A 20,307-nucleotide genomic window follows, 5' to 3' on the forward strand; every position below is an offset into this window, starting at 1 on the left:
ATCAAGAAAAAAATAAAAATACCTTATTAACCAGTTGCGTGAAGAGACACTAAACATCTATTTATTCCAACCGGATAAACTACTAGATGCATGAGTATAGTTTAGCTTCCATGAACTGCTTTAAATCTAGTCAACAAATCTAAATAAACCAAGCCATACCTTACATCAAATTCCATGGCAAGAGTTACGCCATGATCTATTGCACATGATTAGTTTGTTGGCATGTAGCATTTTGGATCGCTACTTGTTGTGCGACCATTTCAGCCATCTTATTAAAAGGCATCATGGTCGATAGGGTACCTAAATCTCCCTGTTGGCAAATCATAGGGAGCAGGGGAATTTGGCCTAAAAAAGGTATAGATGTTTTTTCTGCCAATAGTTTTCCCCCATCTTTTCCAAAGATATAGTGGGGATGGCCTTCATCTAGGAAATAGGACATATTTTCTATTAATCCCAAGATGGGCACCTTAATCTGTTCTTTTTTAAACATGGCAATTGCCTTTATGGCATCTATTAATGCGATTTTTTGTGGTGTTGTTACTACTACAGCGCCTGTAATGGCAACCGTTTGTACCAATGTAAGGTGAATATCACTGGTTCCAGGGGGAAGATCGATCAATAAGTAGTCTAGTACGCCCCACGCTGCTTCTTGTAATAATTGCTTAAAAGCCGCACTGGCCATAGGTCCACGCCATACAATGGCCTCTTGCATATTGGACAAAAAGCCAATAGAAAGCAACTTTACATTATGACGACTTATAGGAATGATATGGTGCTTTCCTTCCTGTTTGACTACAGCTGGCTTGGCGGTTTCGCAACCCCACATGGTTGGAATAGATGGTCCAAAAATATCCCCATCTAAAAGGCCTACCTGTGCACCATGGTTGGCCAACGCGCACGCCAAATGCGTAGCAATGGTAGACTTACCCACACCACCCTTTCCAGAAGTGATAGCAATAATATTTTTAACGCCAGGCAGTATGGAAGGCTTAAAACGCCCTGACGTAACTTTCGATTTGAACTTAATGACAATTTCAAAATCATTCGTTACTGTTTCACGAATAGCATTTATACATGCCTGCTTTATTACTTCTTGTAATGGACAAGCTGGCGTAGTAAGTATAATGGTAAAAGAAATAGTTGCGTTATCTATACAAAGATGCTCAATCATACCCAGCGAAACGAGATCTTTCTTTAAATCAGGATCGTCTACCCTACGTAAAGCTTCTAGCACCTTTATTTGTAACGTGTTCATGTATAGTGACTTGCTTTATCTGGACAGTTTTTGCTTACTTTTATTTACTACTTTTTTTCCATTTGCTAGCCTACCATTTTTAAATGGTAGAAGTTCATAGGTTTTTGATGGTTCATACTAGCATAAAACCTAGTTATATTTAGCCCTCTTTTATTGATAAACATACCATTATATTTTAGGGTTCTCTTAGTAAAGCCAGTACGATCTTTGTTTTTTTTTCGAACTAAAGCCTAATCTTATTGCTAGACATCTGATTAATTTTTTTAAAACATGAAAACTAAGTTCCTGCAGCAAATAAATTAAAAGATTCTTGTCCGATTTTTTCAGGCCACTACGCTGCTAGCATAGCCAAAAATTAATATGTCGTTTATCCAAATCGCAACTTTTGACTTTTACCTTTACAATATCCCCCAAACGGTAACATTTTTTCGAGCGTTGGCCAACTACCTGAAAGCTATCTGCTTCAAAAACATAGACATCATCGGTAAGGTCGGCCAAGCGCACCATACCTTCACAGCCATTCGATAGGATTTCTATGTAGATATTCCATTCGGTTAGACCACTAATGATGCCCTCCAATGTTTCTTCCTTTAAGTTTTGTATAAACTCTACTTGTTTGTATTTTATGGAGGCCCTTTCTGCATGCACAGCGAGGGATTCTCTTTCTACCGCATATTGACATTTTTGTTCATAGGATGCGTTATCATAGATGCGTTCACCTTTTAAATATTTTTTCAAAAGACGATGGGCTAATAGATCCGAGTATCTTCTGATCGGAGAAGTAAAATGGGTATAATGGGTAAACGCCAATGCAAAGTGCGGATCGGGTTTTGTAGTGTAGAGCGCTTTAGCCATAGACCGAATGGCCAGTGCTTGTATAATGTGCTCTTCTTGTTTGCCTTGAATCATCTGTTCTAGTTCATGCATGGCTTTATATACAGGTTTGTTCGTGCTGTTTATTTTATAGCCTAATTGGTTCACAAATAAAAAGAATGTATGTAACTTATCTGGGTCTGGATCGTCATGGGTCCGATAGATAAAAGTGGGGCCTTCTTTTTCCTGTTTTTGTTTTAGTTTGGCTACATGGGTAGCTACTGCTTGGTTGGCCAGTAACATAAATTCCTCAATGAGCCTATGGGCGTCTGTACGGACCTTGGGCATCACTTGAAGTGGTTTTCCAGTGGCATCTAGTTCAAATGACAGCGATCTGGTTTCAAAATTAATCGCTCCTTTTTCTGAGCGTTTTGTTCGAAGTTGTTGGGCTAAGTGATTCAATAGGGTAAGTGCTTGGTAAAAATCTCCGCTTTGTCTCTCTATGGCTGCTTGGGCTTCTTCATAAGAAAATCGCTTATCAGAATAGATAATAGTTTCTCCTAGCCATGTATCATAAATTTTTCCTGTTGCATCTAATTCGAAAATAGCTGAAAGGGTTAATTTAGGTTCATTTGGGCGTAAAGAACATACTACATTAGAAAGTAGTTCTGGCAGCATAGGAATACAGCGATCTACTAGATAGACAGAGGTATTGCGTGCATAAGCTTCTTTATCCAGCAAACTTTCTGGCAACACATAATGGCTTACATCTGCAATATGAATCCCTACTTGATGGCGGCCATTGGCTAATGGTTGATAGGAGAGGGCATCGTCAAAATCCTTGGCGTCTGCTGGATCTATGGTAAAAGTAGGTATATGCCGAAGGTCTCTTCTTTGCGTTATTTCTTCTTCGGTAATTACCAAAGGTATGTTTTGAGTGCTTTCAAGCACGTTTTCTGGAAAAGTATCCTTTAAACCAAATTCAGCCATAATGGCATGCATCTCTACCTCATGTAGACCAGCCTGACCCAGATGTTGTACTACTTTACCTGTCCCTTGCCTATTCAGCATAGAGGTTAACGTAATGACTACTTTATCATTTTTTTGCAGTATAAGGTTTGGTTCTTTTTCTAATAACACAGTGTAAGTCATGCGTTTTTGTTCAACTATGGCTTGGGGTTGCTTGCCAGCCACAGTGACGCGCCCAATGATCGTGTTGCGTTCAATAATTTCCACTACTACACCTTCTGGACGCCTGCGGCCCCTCGTTGGCAGCAAGCAGACTTTAACCAAGTCGTTATCTAATGCAGATAGTAGGTTGTTTTGACGCACCAGTACATCTTTGGGCTGACTCGGTGCCACAATATAAGCATATTCAGTATGGACATAATCTACGCGTCCTGTGATGTAAATAGGCGCGGTGGGGTGCAGATAACGTCCTTTGCTTATTTTTTTAATCATACCTTCTTGCAAAAGATCTAATAGAACTTTTTTGACCTTTGCTTTATCTGATTTTATTTTAACCTTTAATACCGTACAGAGTTGTTGTATGGTATAGGCTTGATTGGGCTCCTTTTGTAGGGTATGCACAATACGTGTTGCATAGTTTTGCACTGATTTTTTCTTTTTAATGTTAGGAGGGTGGGATGCTTGCATAGGTAATATTACTTGGAATGATGCAACCCATCTAAGATTGCTGTACACATCTTCTGAATCTTAACTGTTAATTGCGTAATGCCTACAGATCTACCCAAAGGGACATAAACGGAAGGTACTACCCATATGGGTAACCTGATTGACAATGTAGGCTACATTACGTCCAAATCTACTTTCAATATAGGAGAGGGGCACCTTAGAATCCTCAACTACATCATGCAATAGAGCAGCTATTACTACATCTGGGTCTTGTGTTTCCATTAATACAATGCGTGCTACAGCCATAGGATGGGTGTAAAAAGGGTCTCCTGATGCACGTTTTTGGTCACCATGGCATTTTTTTATAAATAAAATAGTATCCCTTACCAATGCCCTACTCAACGAAGTTGATTGAACCAAGAGGTCTTCGGTTTCTATTTCTTGTTGCAGAGATGCGGGTGTTTCCATGATCTTAAAGTTGGGATAAAAAGGTAATGTATTCATTACATTATCTCTAATCTTGCTGAGATGTAGTGGCAACACATATAAAAAGGTAATGGCCGCATCTTGTTTGGTAATGGTACCATAGCCATAATGGGCACTAACTATTTGCATAATCTCTTTTTCGTACAGATCAGTGATCGTATTAGGCACTATACCAGGCGCTTTTTCTAATAAATCGGTATACAAGGGGTCTATCCTAGGTTTGTCTATACCAGTAGTAATTACAAAAGCTACAGCAGGTAATTCTTTAAAAAATTTTGTCTCGCTATCAACATTATATTTTATTTTTGTATCCATTATATGGATCCTTATAATCTCTTGATTTTCTAATAACTTATTTTTACTTTCTTCAATGAGGCGCATACTTGTGACCAGAAGGTATTCAATTTTTCCTGCATCACATTCTAAATATTTTTGTTGCGTAGTATGGTAGATGGCTACCTGAAATAGGATACCTGCTTTTTTAGAAGTAGTGGTAGCACGATCAAACATATTTTCTATATCGACCAAAACAACCTCTAATGTAATATGGTCTCGTTCATAATAGGCTAAATCTTGCAAAAACGTTCTATAACTATCTAAGCTATTGATGCTTCGCTTAACCATTTCTTTGTGGTGGCATAACTCATCTGGTTTGGATAATAGTTGCTGTAAATCAGAACAAACCTTTTTTAATACATCTTCTTGATGATTACTTTTGGTCAGTATATCCAAATGGTGTTGGTATTGAATTTTTTTAATGGTGGCTTGATCCTTATAGAAAGCAAGTTCATGCCAATAGGCCAACTGGTTGGCCAGTAATGTTTTTACGGTTTTATGTAAGGAGATATACTTTATAAGTGCACACCAACAAACAACCAAACATAAACAGTTTGACCAAGACCCCCAAGTAGAAACAAGCAAAGCTAATGGTGGATAAGGAGCAATAAAGTAGGTCATCACAAAAGCAGCTAGCAGCATGAAAGATGCGGTAGGCATCGGTAGAAAATAAAAGCCTACTGCAATATTTAATAGGTATATAATTGTAGGCACTATTGCATAACCACTTATGCTAAAGCACAGTGCCCCAGGCAGGAATAGCAAACAAAAGATACCGATTAACCAAATATAGTGCATCACTACTTTATGGTGTGTCGTTTGGTGGCTATGCCATATGGGATAACATATAAAATATGTAGCCAAAATCATGCATGGGGAAAAATAATATACCCAACTCAATTTTTGATTATAACATAGGCTGATACAGAGGTAAATTTCAGAATAAAATCCGACTCTAAAAAAGTGAGCTGGTTTTTTTGGAAAAATATTTCGTATATACTCCTTCCAACAGAAGGTCCTAATTGCCTCCTTGTATGCTTTCCATTTACGTTTTCTAAGTTGTTTTTCTATTAATAGGGGTTCTTGATCTTGCGTACCTCCAGTATGCGGTAGTTTAGGAAGCAAATAGTGACTAATTACGAGCACAACAATGTTGGCCAACATACTTGGAAAGATAAAATTCCACTTTGCATGCAAATAGTATTGCATGATAGTAGTTACTAAAATACCTGCACCCATGCCCAATAATACAGATAGTGTACGTGGAAAAAAGCCTATGATGGCTATGATAAATGGTATAGATACCATAGAACTACAGAAGGTAAGCATATGATAAAATGTAGTGTACAATAAATCTGGGTAGCTAATAGCTATCCAAAGTCCTACTCCACCCACGCAAATAGTAGCCACTCTAGCCCATATCAATTTATGTTTTAATGATCCTGTCAAAGGTTCTATAATATCATGAACTAATGTAACCGTGCACATGTGTAAGTTAGAGTCAACGGTAGACATGATTAATGAGATAAGGGCTATGTACAATAATATGTTGAAGCCAGCCGGTGCATCATTTGTAATCATATGTAAAAATTGACTAGGCTTTAGATCAGGATGCATGTGTAGTAAACAGATACCTACTGTAGCTAGCAAAATTTTTACTACAGTAAAGATCAATGCAGCACGTGTAAAAACAGCTTTAGCTTGCCACACGCTAGCCGACATATAAATCCGCTGTATATTTGCAGAGACCATCCATGGAATTACATAGGTAGCTATATCCAAAACCATAGAAGAAATTTTAGGACGATTATTGATAACGATGTCTACCCAATCACTACGTATCCGATTCAGTAACAAATCAATAATATTAGTGGGGGGATGCAGTTTTTGGTAAGTTATCACAAATAACATAGGCATAAACAGACCAAAAAATAGAATTTGCATAAAATCTGTAAAGGCTACAGAACGTGCGCCCCCAATGGTAGCGTACAACGTTACAAAAATGGCGATGGTGATTGTAAACAAGGTGCCATCTATGTTAAAAAATAACCTTAATAGTTTATTTACTATACAAAATTCCAATACCACCAGTCCACCAGAACGGATCACAAATGCAATAGCAGCAATATACCTGACTCCTTTTCCATAGACCGTTCCCATAGATTCTGCCATGGACAAATGACGCATAAATTTACCCATACGCATAGCCAAGGAACGACCTATAATGAGGTAGGCCACTCCAGCAAATAATACGAGTACCAACGGACGCGCAACTACAAAATCTAAGTTGTTGCTTAAAGATCTTCCTCCTAATGCAGTAGCAATAACGGATGCTACCAAAATCCAAGTTCCAAATCGTTTGTGTCCTACAGCATAATCCGAAAAATCCTTCATTTTTCGACCTGTTATTAACCCTATTGTCAATGTTAATATTAAAAACCCTATGACCCACCATACTTCAGCATGCATAATATCCAGAACGTTTAATAGACTGCTTTACTCGATTACTAATAGCTATTTTATGGTCTATGCTCGTGAAATACATAGTATTCTAGCATAGTGTGCTTCTCTTAAGAATTGCACACCATGAATAGCCTTGAACTTGAAAAAGGCCTGGTTTAAAAAATAAATTACAAGCATACACACTGTCCTATAAAAAAATAGGCTGATGGTACACTTCGTTTTTTACAACGTAGACGCACTATAGCAATAATCTAACTATTGAATTTCACTGTTTTTTCTGACCTATACAACAAAGTTGTCTTACTATCCGCTTTTTTTAAGGATATGCTTTACTTTTTTTTGGCCTATAAGATCTTAACAGGAAGGCAAAACATGTAATATAAATAGTTTCTTTAGCTACTACAACCATTTCCGTCCGTGGTTCCTATGGTGGCCAGTAGCTGCTTTGCTGCAAGAACACTATCTATTTTTCCAGTAATGATAAGCATTAGATTCTGTCCCAACTTTTTGAGTTGGCAACAAGTTGGATGGGCTTGCATATAACGCATAATATGCTCCCACATGTTTAAATTTCTTTTTTGAGCATCAGCATCTAAGTAGCAATGTAACCGCTGACCTTTAAATGAAATTTTTTGAAAACCAATGCGTTCTGCCTCCCATCGGAGTTGTACTGTTTCCAATAAAGTCTCTGTAGCAGTAGGTAATGGACCAAATCGATCTATTAATTCTTCTTTAAAATTTGTAAGGTGGTCGTTATTTTTAAGCGCATTAAGCCTTGTATAAAGCGTCATTCGTTGCGTTGTACTTTGCACATATTCAGGTGGTAGCAGCGCTTCACAGTCTGTTTCAATCGAACACTCGGTATAGAGCGGTTTAGTGTTAAACAATGTTTTAAAATCGTTGTGCTTTACCTCATCTACCGCCTCTTCTAATATTTTACAATAGGTCTCAAAACCAATATCCGATATAAATCCACTTTGTGCTGCACCGAGCAGATCACCCGCACCACGTATGTCTAGGTCCCTCATAGCCAGTTTAAAACCATCTCCTAACGCTGCACACTCTTCTAATGCGGTCAGCCTTAGTTTCGCTTCTGGCGTAAGGGTTACTTCTTCTGGAATCAATAGGTAGCAAAAAGCTTGCACATGAGAACGACCTACTCTACCGCGCATTTGATGTAAATCAGAGAGGCCTAAAAGGTGGCTGTCATTAATGATAATGGTATTGACATTGGGCATATCTATGCCAGATTCTATAATACTAGTAGCAACCAGTATATCATACCGACCTACTATAAACTGCAATATTTTCTCTTCTAACATAGATCCGCCCATTTGGCCATGTGCCACACAGATGCGTGCTGCAGGCAATAGGTCTGATAAATTTTGTGCAATCGCGTTGATATTTCTTACCCTATTGTGCACAAAAAAGACTTGCCCCCCACGGGCTAATTCATCTTCTATGGCTTCTTTAATCAACTTATCGTCAAAGCGGTGCAACTTTGTTTGAACAGGCAGTCTATTGGTAGGAGGGGTAGTGAGCATACTTAAATCCCTGGCACCCATTAGCGAAAAATGGAGGGTCCGTGGAATAGGCGTAGCGGTCAAGGTGAGTGTATCTACATTCAACCGCATCTTTTTTAATTTTTCTTTTGCACGTACACCAAATTTCTGTTCTTCATCAATGATCAACAGCCCTAAATCTTTAAACTTGACACCATTGGTCAATAGTTTGTGTGTACCTATTAAAATATCCACCTTACCAGAAGCCGTATGGGCAAGCGTTTGCTCGACTTCTTGTTTGGTTTTAAAGCGATTGATGTAACTGACATGAATGGGTAAACCAGCCAGCCTATCGATAAAAGAGTTGTAGTGTTGTAGGGCTAAAATAGTAGTAGGTACGAGTATAGCTACTTGTTTGCCCTGTACCGCTGCTTTAAAAGCTGCACGAATAGCGATTTCTGTTTTGCCAAATCCCACATCACCACAAACGAGTCGATCCATGGGAGTGGGGCGCTCCATGTCTGCTTTAACAGCCGCAATGGCGGCAGCTTGGTCTGGGGTTTCCTCATAGCAGAAAGAAGCAGCTAACTCTGCATCCAGTACCGTATCTGCCTTAAAAGCAAACCCCATTGTTTTTTTGCGTTGCGCATAAAGGGTAATCAGTTCTTTGGCAATGTCTTTGATCTGTTGTTTAACGCTGCTTTTTTTGCGTTGCCATGCAGAAGTTCCTAATGTATGCATGCCAGGCGTTGTACCATCTTTACTGGTATATTTGCTGATTTTATATAGTTCGTGTACATTTACGTACACCATGTCGTTGTTTTTATAGATCAGGCGAATGGCTTCCTGTTTCTGGTTATGGATGGTTAAGGAATGGAGTCCAGAAAATCGGCCAATTCCGTAGTCATTATGGACCACATAATCACCAATTTCTAGCCTTCTATAGGCATCGACGAGTAAGGTTTCCGTTGGGGCATGCTGCTTGGGTGGTTGGTACTGATAATACCTATTAAAAATTTGATGATCACTGTAACATACTATTTTAGCTGTATGATCTATATATCCTTCCCGTAAACTCAGTAGCAATGGCTTAAAAGTTGTCGGGGGCGCTTTGGCTTCTAAAATAGTAGTCAGTCGTGTAAATTGACCTGCAGCAGGTGCTGTAATATATACCTCATAGCCCTGCTGCTCTCTTTTGTAGAGGTCATCCGCTAGCAGATTAAAGTTTTGTTGAAAACATGGTTGTTTTTCAGAGTTATATGATAATATTAGGGCACTATCTGAACCAGTGGATTCCCCAAATAGAATCTGATGAAAGGGGACAATAGATGCTATAAAGCTTTTCCAAGTCTCTAGGGTAGAGGTATCGTTGGATGTGGTCGTTTGTACTGCTAGCTTTTGTTTATTTTTTAGCCAAATACAACTGCCTTTGGGTAAACAAGTTGAAAAGAAGATAGGATTGTACTGGCTTTTGGTTTTTATTTTTGCGTTGGATACAATAGTTGCTGCATTTGTCTTTTTAAAAGATTTTTGGTCTTTAGGGTCAAAGATGCGAATGGTAGAAACTTGGCCTCCCCATAGTTCCATTCGGTAGGGAAATGATTGAGGCACCGTATAAATATCAACAATGCCACCACGTATAGCAAACTGACCTGAACTATAGACAAAATCTACTTTTGTAAAACCTTCTAGCATGCTTTCCAAAGTTTGGAGTGATAGCGTTTGGCCTACCTCTATCCTGCAACCCATAGTGGATGGATCTGGGATTTTTTCCAACAGTGCAGCTATATGGGTGACGATTAATGGAGTAGACCTACCATCACGTATGGCCTGTATGATAGCAGATCGTTTATTTTGAATAGAGGTATCCTCTTTTTGTGCCAAGCTGGGGAGTAGCAGCACCGAATGGGCCAAATGGGTTAAATCTCCATACATAGCCAATGCTTCTTCCTTGTTTTCCAGTATGATAAGCTGTACCCGATTGCAATTTCTTTGCAGGGCTGCAATCAGTAGTGCATCTAAACTGCCTTGCATACCTTGTAAGTGTATATCTTGCGGATCCTGTTTTAGGTAGTCTGTAAGCTTGGTTATAACTTCTTGTTTTTGATACCGTTCTATAAAATCGTTGATCTGCAAGATAAAAAAAGGTTAATGAAAACAGTGCCATCTATCCAAGGAGATAAAATGGCTGGTAGCAGCTACGGCTAAACTATGAAAAATGAAATGCATCTACTGTCAAGAATAAGTCCAACGCAAACTTACAAATATTTTTTAAAAAATATGCTCAATAGAGTCATCGATTGGGTAGGATTTGTATACTTTTAAACCTTCTACTTTTTTCAAACGCCTACTATCTGCTATAGCGTATAGCAAAATAGTGAGGATGGGTTATCTACATAATTTTTATTGAAAAGACAATAGTTGTACTTAATCTATTTTGGTCTGATATTCTATTATTTTTGAATAAATAACCGTATATTAAAAGAAGCTATGATTATATATCATAATCATTTTTATGGTGTTCCATATAGAATAAAATAGTAGTGACAAGAAGCAAAAACCATTTATTCATAACACTTGTATGGTATTGCTTTACCTTGTGGTCGAATGGATGCATAGGATGCACCAGATGGTTATGGGGTGCCAATAAAAAAAAGAGCCAGGTTCTAATAGAGCCGCTGAGATCGTACAAAACTTAACCTCAAAGCGGGAAAAAATGACGCCGTTACCAGATGGGGTCACTAGCCATACTATGCATACGTCTGATCTAGAACCGGAAGGAATAACTCCAGTACCAGATGTGATTGCTAACCATACGATGCATCATACACCTGATCCAAAACGGGACGAAGTAGCGCCAGCACCAGATAGCGTCAGCAGTCATATCCATAGTGATGAACATGGTCAAGTAGCTCAATCAGTGCAACAGACTGCAATAGAAACCATATTCGGAAAGGTATACCACATAGCATCTGAAACATTAAATCCAGTCATTAAAGCAACAAAAATATTCATAGCGTTAATGTCACTAATTAAATCAGAAGAGGAGTTACAAGCATTCGAAAAAGAGTTAAATGAACAACTAGAAGAAATAGTAAAGTCATCTCCCGGTTTCCTTATGTTAAAGCGAAAGTTAGAAAAAGAGCTAGATAATAAATATGAGCAAATATTAAAGGAAGGTCGCTATCTCCTTTTAGGTCTAAAATATTTTATAGCGTATAACAGGAAGATGGAACCAAAAAAGGCTGAAGTTACTAGACAAGCAATCAAAGATATAGTGGACATTATTAAAGAAGCCAAAGCAGTAGACCATACTATCCCTACGGATGAAGCGATAGCTGGTACATTATCAATCCTTAAGAAGGAACGAGATAGAATAACTAATTGTGAAACAGACGTAAAAAGACTTTTGAAAAAAACACCCAATATAGCCAATATGTTTCTAGATAAAGCAAGGAAAAGTGCTACAACAGCTATAGAAACATGTGAATGCGTTATAACACATGTAAGTGGATTATCTCGTATTAAACAAGTAATCGAAGGGCGGGAAGTAACCGCACTACTGGTGCTAACAGTCGTACATAAAACTGGCAAAAAATTATTAGAATGTATAGAAAATGAAATAGAAAAAATAAACGCGGAAATAGACACAGAAATGAAAATATTAGCAAATATTAAAACAGAACTAGATAAGTTAGAAAACTATTTAACGCCATTACTAACCTCACAGAAATAGAAAGACCCTAAAGGAGCCGCATCATTTTTTTTACCCAAGGCTTCAGTAGCAGCTTGGATACAATAGATAGCGCAGCCCGCTGCATTGCAGCATATAGCTCCTTTTTAACTTTTTTTTTAATGCTGCTGGATACAAAAAACCACAGAGACACTCCACTCAAAAGTGCCCCCCAAAACAAGCATGACTTTTTAGACATAAGGTTACAGGAATAAAGCCAACGTGGTAAGCGAAAGGCAGTCAAAAGAGCAATGGCCCTTTTGACTGCTTGTGCCCTTAGACCTAATTAAGATAGACCTTTAACAGCGTTTTTAACCGTATTGATTGCATCTGCTGCTTTTTCAGAAGATGATTGCACACAACCAGAAAGTTGCTTAGCCCTATTTTGGATAGCTTTAAGGATTCTTTTTTTAGTATTATCGCAAACTAAAAATCCTAATATAGCACCTAATACCACGCCTAACACTAGGTAACATACATTTCTAAACATAATTTTACTTTAATTTAAGGTGTTAAAAAATGAACTTTTACCTTGAATATATCCGTTCAGCCCTCTATACCCAGATAAGCTGATACCGACTCAACCTTAATCATACCATTTCTAAGCTTACCCTTTTCTAATGCGTGTGCCATTATGTACAACCTGCTCTATAACATTTAGCACTTCAATTGGCATCAGGATCTGAATAGACACCTCTAAATTTACATACTTTAAGCCAACAAAGCTACAGGTAAGATAAAAATTATAGTATGCTGAAAGTCAAGCAACTAAAAAAGATGAGTTGCCATTTTAAATATCTAACTTAGCATATTTAGCATAGCGTTCTATAAATTCTCTACGCGGTGGCACCTCATCGCCCATTAACATAGAAAAAAGGTGTTCTGCAGCCAGTGCAGAAGCTATGGTTACCTGTTTTAGATTGCGTCTGGTGGGATCCATAGTAGTATCCCAGAGTTGGATTTCATTCATCTCACCCAAACCTTTGTAACGTTGTACAAATACCGCATCCGTTTTCCCATCTTTAAGGCTAAACTGGGTGACCCATGCTTCTTTCTCTGCCTCTGTCCAGCAATATTGCGCTTCTTTGTCTCGTTTCACTAGATAGAGTGGAGGAGAGGCAATATATAGATACCCCTTTTCTATAATATCCCGCATATAACGAAAGAAAAAGGTTAAAATAAGCGTACGAATATGACTGCCATCTACATCTGCATCGGTCATAATCACAATTTTATGGTAGCGTAATTTATCTAGATGTATCGCTTGTTCATTCCCATCTGTGCCCATGGATATACCTAATGCAGTGATCATATTCCTAACCTGCTCGTTATCATATATCTTATAGGTTTGTGCCTTTTCCACATTTAGAATTTTACCCTTTAAGGGTAGGATCGCTTGGAATCTTCTATTTCTACCCATTTTAGCCGTACCACCAGCAGAATCACCTTCCACTAGAAATAGTTCACAAAGGGCAGGGTCCCGTTCGGAACAATCAGCTAATTTGCCAGGCAAGCTGTTGCTCATCAACACATTTTTGCGTTGGACCATTTCACGTGCTTTTCGGGCAGCTTGGCGGGCCTGGGCCGCTATAATCACCTTATTAATAATCAGTTTGGCCTCCTTAGGGTGTTCTTCTAAGTAGTAATGCAATACTTCCCCTACACAGCTTTCTACCGCGCTTTGTACCTCTGCATTGCCCAGTTTGGTTTTTGTTTGTCCCTCAAATTGAGGTTCTGCTACCTTTACAGAGATGACAGCGGTTAAGCCTTCTCGAAAATCATCTCCAACAATCTCTATTTTGGCTTTCTCTAATAAACCAGATTTGTCTGCATAGCTTTTTAAAGTGCGGGTTAAGGCTCTTCTAAATCCAGTGACATGCATACCTCCTTCAATGGTATGTATGTTATTGACATAGGAAACGACTGTTTCCGAATAGCCTGTATTGTAGGTCATCGCCACCTGTACCACCACATTGTTTTTTTCTCCTTCTACAAGGATAGGCATGGGCATAATAGCCACCTTAGTGCTGTCTAAATGGGCTACAAACTCTAAAAGCCCTCCTTCAGAGTGGAAAGTTTGACTGAAAGGATTGCCTTGTTCATCTCGTTCACGGAGATCCTCTAGTTGCATCTGTAACCCTATATTTAAATAGGCTAGTTCTTGCAACCTATTTACAATGGTATGTAGGTTGTAAACCGTCGTGGTAAAAATAGAGGGATCTGGAGTAAAATGAACAGTAGTACCGCGTAAATCTGTCGTACCTACCTCTTGAACAGGGTAACGTGGAATGCCTTGAGCATAGGCTTGTTTATAAATTTTTCCATTTCGGTATACGGTCACTTCTAAGTGAGTGGATAATGCGTTTACACAGGAAACCCCTACACCATGTAAGCCACCAGAAATTTTATAGGTATCCTTATCAAATTTACCACCTGCATGCAATATGGTCATAACCACCTCTAAGGCTGATTTTTGTTCCTTTGGATGCATCTCAGTGGGAATGCCCCGACCATTATCCCATACGGTAATGGCGTTATCCTCATGGATAATAATTCCAATTTTTGTGCAATAGCCTGCTAAAGACTCATCAATAGCATTATCTACTACCTCCCAAATAAGATGGTGTAATCCCTTAATGCCTACATCCCCGATGTACATGGCAGGACGTTTGCGCACAGCTTCTAGTCCTTCTAGGATTTGGATGCTATTGGCTGAATAATCATTATTGGTTCGGGTCATCTTTAACAGCTGGTTTAAACAATAGAATAGATATACGAAGATAATAGGTTTAGCGCAAAGGAACACTATATTTCAATGAGTGTCATACCGGCCATACAATGTATAGGGCTTTGCAGGGTGATGCTTTTTACTAAGGGGTGGTTGCTTAAGTAGTCTCGTATGGCATTACGCAAAATGCCTTTGCCCTGTCCATGGATGATTTTTAATCGACTATGACCCAATAGTAATGAACGATCTAGAAATTTTTCTAATGCCAACAATGCTTGCGCTTTGTTGAAGCCATGTAAATCAAGCATCGGATCGGTTTGCATGGAGGGTGTGCACATTGTACCAAGATTGGATTGCCTAGCTTTTGTTGGCATAGATGGAGGAGGATCCACATGTTCAACAGCTTGAAAAGGAAGATAAAAGTGCAGCTTGCCAACAGAAATCAATACTTTATCTAAACGTATATCCACTACTTCACCTATAGTAGTTTGATTTTTAATCCGTACATAGCTGCCAATCGAAATGGGCATATCTAAATATTAAAAACTAACTAGATAAGGCCTCTAAAGCTAGATAAACTTTTTCATATATCTTCATTGCCCTAACCTCTTCTAAATAATACCTTATACTGGCTTGAAAAGCTTCTGGCTCGACTTTATATAACGCTAAAATTTTTTGATGGTTTTGATGCCGCAATAGCTCTATGGTTTCTGGAGTATAATAGCTATAGTATAACCAGCTATCGAGTAGTTCTAGATCCCTTACTATATGGACAAAGACTGTTTCGTTGATTATAGTGGTGGGTGGATGGTGGGTCGTTGTAAATGATGACCTGCTTATCCAGTATAATAGGGACAATGCTAAAAGAATAGTAGCTATTTTTTTCATATTACAAAGCAGAGGTTAAGTGGTTAATTGTATGTAAAGTTAAGTAAAAACCACTATATTGGGTAAATGTGGAGTGAAAATTGGGTAGTCTTCTTCCAAAGAAACGACCATCACAACAAGTAAAATTGAGCTGCTCCAGCGCACTATTGTAGCATATGGTCAGTATGCTGAACAACGCGATCATTAGGTGCATATAACGCACAAGTTACGTCAAATGCTGTTAAAGATTCAACCACTAGGCCATACCGCCCCCTAGGAGGCAGATGGATTTGTAGGCGCCTCATTACCTATTTTATGTAAGTAGCGATAGCTCATATAAAGATTGATTATGGAAGTATTCCCCAAAAAAATTCTTTCTGTTGTTCATCCAAGCAAATTTAACTTCGATAAAAGTATCAACTACCACTTGTCTATTAATATAGGTCATGGTTTGATTAAGATATGTTGTATAGAACGCACTACCCAAGCGTGTTTATTACTGGGCATATATGCACTGCCGCTCGATAAAAACCACCCAAGCTATGTCAAGAGTTTAGAGCAATTGTACAATCAAGATTTTTTTTTGATTAAAAAAAACTGGTGTTCTGTTACTTTATCTATTTCTAATCAAAAATTTACCTTGTTGCCTCATTTATTGCTCAGCACAAAAGATTTGTCTACCTATATGCATGTTGCTTGTGGTGTAGACCCAAACGATGAAGTGATCTCCTTTACCCATGCATTGGCAAAAGTATCGGTTGTCTTTGCAGAAAATGCTATTGTATTAGATTGGTTTAGAAAACGTTATACAGGTAGTAATTTTCATATTATCCACCAGTCAAATGCCATTATAGAAGGATGCCAGCTAGAATGCCTATCTAAAGCAGAATTATTTGTCTGGTTGGCAGAGGACTATTTGTATATAGTAGTCCATAATAAAAGACAACTACTCTATTGCAATGCGTTTGCTTATAAAACATCCGATGACTTTTTAAGTTATCTATCGGCTGTCATCCAGGTGATGCAGTTAGAACGTACTTCTTGCGCATTACTAGTGGGTGGATGGATTGAAAAGCGGTCATTGGCCTATCGTCAGTTGAAAGCCTATATTCCAAGAACCACCTTAAAAACAAAGATTAACTTTTTACACTCAAATTCATATGTTTGTAAAGCCAGTGGCACTTCACCTATGTTGTACTTTGATTTGATAAGCGGTTTTCTTTGTCATACCCATAGCAGCGCATGGCAATAAATCAGGTGTTGTTGTATGGCTGTACTATTGGTAACGGCGCGTATCTTTAGCCAAAATTTTCTACATATGTCCCTTATTTTAAGCATTGAAACCGCCACAGCTGTTTGTTCCGTTGCGTTACACCATGGAGGTAAACTTATAGCACATACCGATCTTTTCATGGAGCGTTCCCATGCGGAACATTTGATGCCTATTATAGCAGATTTATTAAAAAACAGTCATTATGAACGCAAATCATTGGCCGCCATAGCCCTATCTAGCGGCCCTGGTTCATATACTGGGTTACGGATTGGCACTGCAGTAGGGAAAGGCCTTTGTTATGGCTTAGACATTCCACTTATTGCAGTTGGCACATTAGAAGCCATGGCATATGGCATGCGCCCATTTGTAGATCCGGATACCCTATTATGTCCAGTCATTGATGCGAGGCGCAACGCTATTTATACCCTTATAGCAGACCAAACAGGGCAAATCAAATGCCCTACCCATGTAGCGCTATTGGATGATAAAGCGTATAGAGATACGCTACCGGACAAACCTTTGTTTTTTTTTGGGGATGGTACGCAAAAATGTAAAGCATTCCTTATGGAACACCGTAATATTCGTTTTATAGAACAGGTTGTTCCTTCTGCTACACAAATAGGCTATTTGGCTTTTGCTAAGTTTCAACAACAGTTTTGGGAAAATATAGCCAGTTATACGCCTTATTATTTAAGCCAGTTTCAAGAAAAATAAAGGAATATGGGATATTTATTTGGTTTTTCTTAAGATTAGTCTTAATATTGCTTCTATTAAGTCATTTTAGTGGGGCGGCTTGGCTTATAGTAAAGCCAGGTTCGTTTTTCATAATAGAAGCTATAGTAAATCATAGCAAGCGTTTATATCACATACAATTTTTAATATTAAATATGAAAGGAATAAAAAAAAATTTGGTGGCAGGTGCCTTAGCTTGTGGTGCTGCGTTTAATGCACATAATGCACATGCGGAAGTAAGCCGGTTCAGTTATGGTCCTAAGGTTGGCCTAAGTTTCTCTCCTTATGCAATGTACCCAGAAGGTGTTAAAATTGACAGCAAGGCAGTATCCCATAGTTTCTTTGATACTCCATTTGTACATGTAAGCTTTGATGCTAGATGTAATTTATCAGATTATATAGGCGTTGGGTTAGGCGTTGGTTATATCAAGAAAGGTGCTACGTTAACAGCGGAACAAGAAAAAGACCAACAAACTGAAGAAGATAGTAAGACTACGCCATCTGTTAATGCAACTACCCATAATATTGATGTTCCACTCTATTTGTGTATTTTCCCAACTGGTAATCCGGATGGAGAAGATTTTTTTACAATTAAGCTAGGTGGCTCTGTTCATATCCCAATTTTAGCAACCTATAGAAGTAATGATAAAGAGGTAAAATTGAATGATAATCAAAAAAAGGAGGAAGCTAGTTTTAATATGGGTGTTAACATTGATCTTGAATATCAATTCGCTGATTTGGGTGTCTATCTCGGAGTTGGGTATCGCATGGGACTTATGAATGCGTTTAATTTAGATAAAGATAAAGATAAAGAACAAACTATATTCTCGAATACTAGTGGGTTAAAAGATCTTAAAATACACACTGCAACTGTAAGTCTAGGTTATAATATTGCCACTTTTTTTGCCAACTAATCTAACGGGTAGGGGAGGATAGTCTTTTCGTGCCCTAGTTCGTTTTAGTAGCAGCTAGCTGATGTATAGCAGCTAGCTATTGCTTGATATGGCCCGTTCGTCTAGGGGTTAGGACGTCAGGTTTTCATCCTGGAAACAGGGGTTCGATTCCCCTACGGGCTACGTTTTTATCCACTTAATCTATCGTATCCATTCGTATCTGTTCAGCGCGATGGGTTAATTTAGCTGTGGAATCAAATCTTTTAGGTTGCTTATCAAGTTAATTTTTATACCAAAAGATTTAGAAAGTTGTTGCTGCTGCGCAGCTATATATACTTCTTTAAAGCCGAGTTTTTCTGCTTCTGCGATTCTATATTCCATTCTTTGTACACGTCTAAGTTCACCGCCTAGTCCTACTTCTGCTATAAAGCATTTAAAACTTGCAATTACCTTATCTTTTAGAGCGCTTACAACCGCCATACAAACCGCCAAATCTAGTGCGGTATCATCTACCCTAAGCCCTCCTGTACTATTTAAAAATACATCACAATCATGTAGCCGAAGACCTGTTCGTTTTTCTAATACAGCTAGTAACATATTTAATCGTCTGGGGTCATAGCCTGTAGCATTGCGTTGAGGATTTCCATACCTGGTTGTGGTTACCAATGCCTGCATTTCAAGCATGAGTGGTCTAGTTCCCTCTACACACGAGCCAATCGCTATGCCACTTAAAGTATAGTCTTGCCCGGAAAGTAGCATGGAAGAGGGGTTTTGTACACCATGCAGGCCACTTACTTTCATCTCATATATGCCTAATTCTGATGTGGGGCCAAATCTATTCTTTATGGTTCGCACCATTCTATATAAACATGGTTTATCCCCCTCAAACTGTAATACCGTATCGACCATATGCTCTAGCAGTTTGGGGCCTGCTAAAGCGCCATCCTTATTGATGTGCCCTATTAAAAATAAGGCCACGTTCGAATGCTTGGCGTAATGTAACAATCGGGTCGTACAAGCTTTAATTTGGTTGATGCTTCCTATGGTGCCTTCCTCTTCCTCAGTATATAAAGTTTGAATAGAATCTATCACCAATACGGTTGGCTCCAAATTAGTTGCATGTTCGAGGATCTGTTCTAATACGCATGCTTGGAGTAACAAGCAGCTTGATGAAGAGAAGCCTAGACGAGAAGCACGTATTTTAATTTGATTTTCTGTTTCTTCTCCAGACACATATAGCACCTTACCCGCTTTGAACTGTAGCGCCATTTGGAGCAAAAGCGTTGATTTTCCAATACCAGGCTCACCGCCTAATAACACCAACGCACCTGGCACAATGCCTCCACCCAGTACCCTATTGAGTTCTGCATCTGCAGCGCACAATCGTTGATGTGTAATTTCTTGAATTTCATCTAATCTTTTAGGATGGCTAGTAGGTCTGTGCTTTTTACCATGTTTCGTGCTGCCTTTGGTGGAAAATTCGGCTAATTTATTCCATTCCTTACAAGCGTCACATTTTCCTTGCCATTTAACATATTCAAGCCCACAGTTTGTACAAACATATGCCATATAAATTTTGTTTAGATTTTTA

At 38.6% G+C, this 20,307-nt stretch carries 14 protein-coding genes and 1 tRNA gene; 5 read left to right on the forward strand and 10 right to left on the reverse strand.

All coding sequences use genetic code 11. The features are described 5' to 3' along the window. Window positions 1–196 precede the first annotated feature (196 nt). The 4 genes from CE557_RS00600 to mfd form a co-directional block, all read right to left on the reverse strand. Entirely contained in the window at window positions 197–1,255 is a 1,059-nt protein-coding gene (locus CE557_RS00600; RefSeq protein ID WP_114909702.1) for an Mrp/NBP35 family ATP-binding protein, read from the reverse strand. 339 nt (window positions 1,256–1,594) lie between these two features. Next, window positions 1,595–3,724 (reverse strand): ribonuclease R, encoded by a 2,130-nt coding sequence (gene rnr, locus CE557_RS00605; RefSeq protein ID WP_114909703.1) that lies wholly within the window; start codon window positions 3,722–3,724, stop codon window positions 1,595–1,597. Between the two features lie 90 nt (window positions 3,725–3,814). Next, a complete protein-coding gene (locus CE557_RS00610) occupies window positions 3,815–6,994 on the reverse strand; it encodes a sodium:solute symporter family protein (protein WP_114909704.1) in 3,180 nt (1,059 codons plus the stop codon). 386 nt (window positions 6,995–7,380) lie between these two features. Further along, a complete protein-coding gene (mfd, locus tag CE557_RS00615) occupies window positions 7,381–10,626 on the reverse strand; it encodes a transcription-repair coupling factor (RefSeq protein ID WP_114909705.1) in 3,246 nt (1,081 codons plus the stop codon). Window positions 10,627–11,206: 580 nt separating this feature from the next. Here mfd and CE557_RS00620 point away from each other — a divergent pair. After that, window positions 11,207–12,226 carry a hypothetical protein gene (locus CE557_RS00620; protein WP_114909706.1) on the forward strand — a complete coding sequence of 340 codons (1,020 nt, stop codon included), beginning with the start codon at window positions 11,207–11,209 and terminating at the stop codon, window positions 12,224–12,226. A 283-nt stretch (window positions 12,227–12,509) separates the two neighbouring features. Here CE557_RS00620 and CE557_RS00630 read toward each other — a convergent pair whose 3' ends face one another. The 5 genes from CE557_RS00630 to CE557_RS04990 all read right to left on the reverse strand — a co-directional run bounded on the left by CE557_RS00630 (window position 12,510) and on the right by CE557_RS04990 (window position 16,123). Beyond that, the gene (locus CE557_RS00630) at window positions 12,510–12,713 is read right to left on the reverse strand and encodes a hypothetical protein (protein ID WP_114909708.1); all 204 of its coding nucleotides are present in this window, start codon (window positions 12,711–12,713) and stop codon (window positions 12,510–12,512) included. A 300-nt stretch (window positions 12,714–13,013) separates the two neighbouring features. Further along, on the reverse strand, window positions 13,014–14,963 hold the full coding sequence (gyrB, locus tag CE557_RS00635; RefSeq protein ID WP_114909709.1) for a DNA topoisomerase (ATP-hydrolyzing) subunit B: 1,950 nt from the start codon (window positions 14,961–14,963) through the stop codon (window positions 13,014–13,016). Window positions 14,964–15,028: 65 nt separating this feature from the next. Then, window positions 15,029–15,481 (reverse strand): Smr/MutS family protein, encoded by a 453-nt coding sequence (locus CE557_RS00640; protein WP_114909710.1) that lies wholly within the window; start codon window positions 15,479–15,481, stop codon window positions 15,029–15,031. 16 nt (window positions 15,482–15,497) lie between these two features. Beyond that, window positions 15,498–15,839, reverse strand: coding sequence for a DUF4296 domain-containing protein (locus tag CE557_RS00645; protein WP_114909711.1), 342 nt, complete (start codon window positions 15,837–15,839; stop codon window positions 15,498–15,500). A gap of 143 nt (window positions 15,840–15,982) precedes the next feature. Further along, window positions 15,983–16,123 (reverse strand): hypothetical protein, encoded by a 141-nt coding sequence (locus CE557_RS04990; protein ID WP_162789900.1) that lies wholly within the window; start codon window positions 16,121–16,123, stop codon window positions 15,983–15,985. 44 nt (window positions 16,124–16,167) lie between these two features. Here CE557_RS04990 and CE557_RS00650 point away from each other — a divergent pair, with 44 nt between their 5' ends. From CE557_RS00650 to CE557_RS00665, 4 genes are all read left to right on the forward strand, one after another. Beyond that, window positions 16,168–17,070, forward strand: a complete 903-nt coding sequence (locus tag CE557_RS00650; protein WP_114909712.1) for a DUF3822 family protein — start codon at window positions 16,168–16,170, stop codon at window positions 17,068–17,070. Between the two features lie 15 nt (window positions 17,071–17,085). Then, the gene (gene tsaB, locus CE557_RS00655) at window positions 17,086–17,805 is read left to right on the forward strand and encodes a tRNA (adenosine(37)-N6)-threonylcarbamoyltransferase complex dimerization subunit type 1 TsaB (RefSeq protein WP_114909713.1); all 720 of its coding nucleotides are present in this window, start codon (window positions 17,086–17,088) and stop codon (window positions 17,803–17,805) included. Between the two features lie 173 nt (window positions 17,806–17,978). Then, on the forward strand, window positions 17,979–18,737 hold the full coding sequence (locus CE557_RS00660; protein WP_114909714.1) for an outer membrane beta-barrel protein: 759 nt from the start codon (window positions 17,979–17,981) through the stop codon (window positions 18,735–18,737). Between the two features lie 90 nt (window positions 18,738–18,827). Further along, window positions 18,828–18,899 (forward strand) — tRNA-Glu (locus tag CE557_RS00665). A 54-nt stretch (window positions 18,900–18,953) separates the two neighbouring features. Here the strand turns inward: CE557_RS00665 and radA are convergent. Further along, window positions 18,954–20,285, reverse strand: a complete 1,332-nt coding sequence (gene radA / locus CE557_RS00670) for a DNA repair protein RadA (RefSeq protein WP_114909715.1) — start codon at window positions 20,283–20,285, stop codon at window positions 18,954–18,956. Window positions 20,286–20,307 lie beyond the last annotated feature (22 nt).

This window comes from Cardinium endosymbiont of Sogatella furcifera (assembly GCF_003351905.1).
Taxonomy (GTDB): Bacteria; Bacteroidota; Bacteroidia; order Cytophagales; family Amoebophilaceae; genus Cardinium.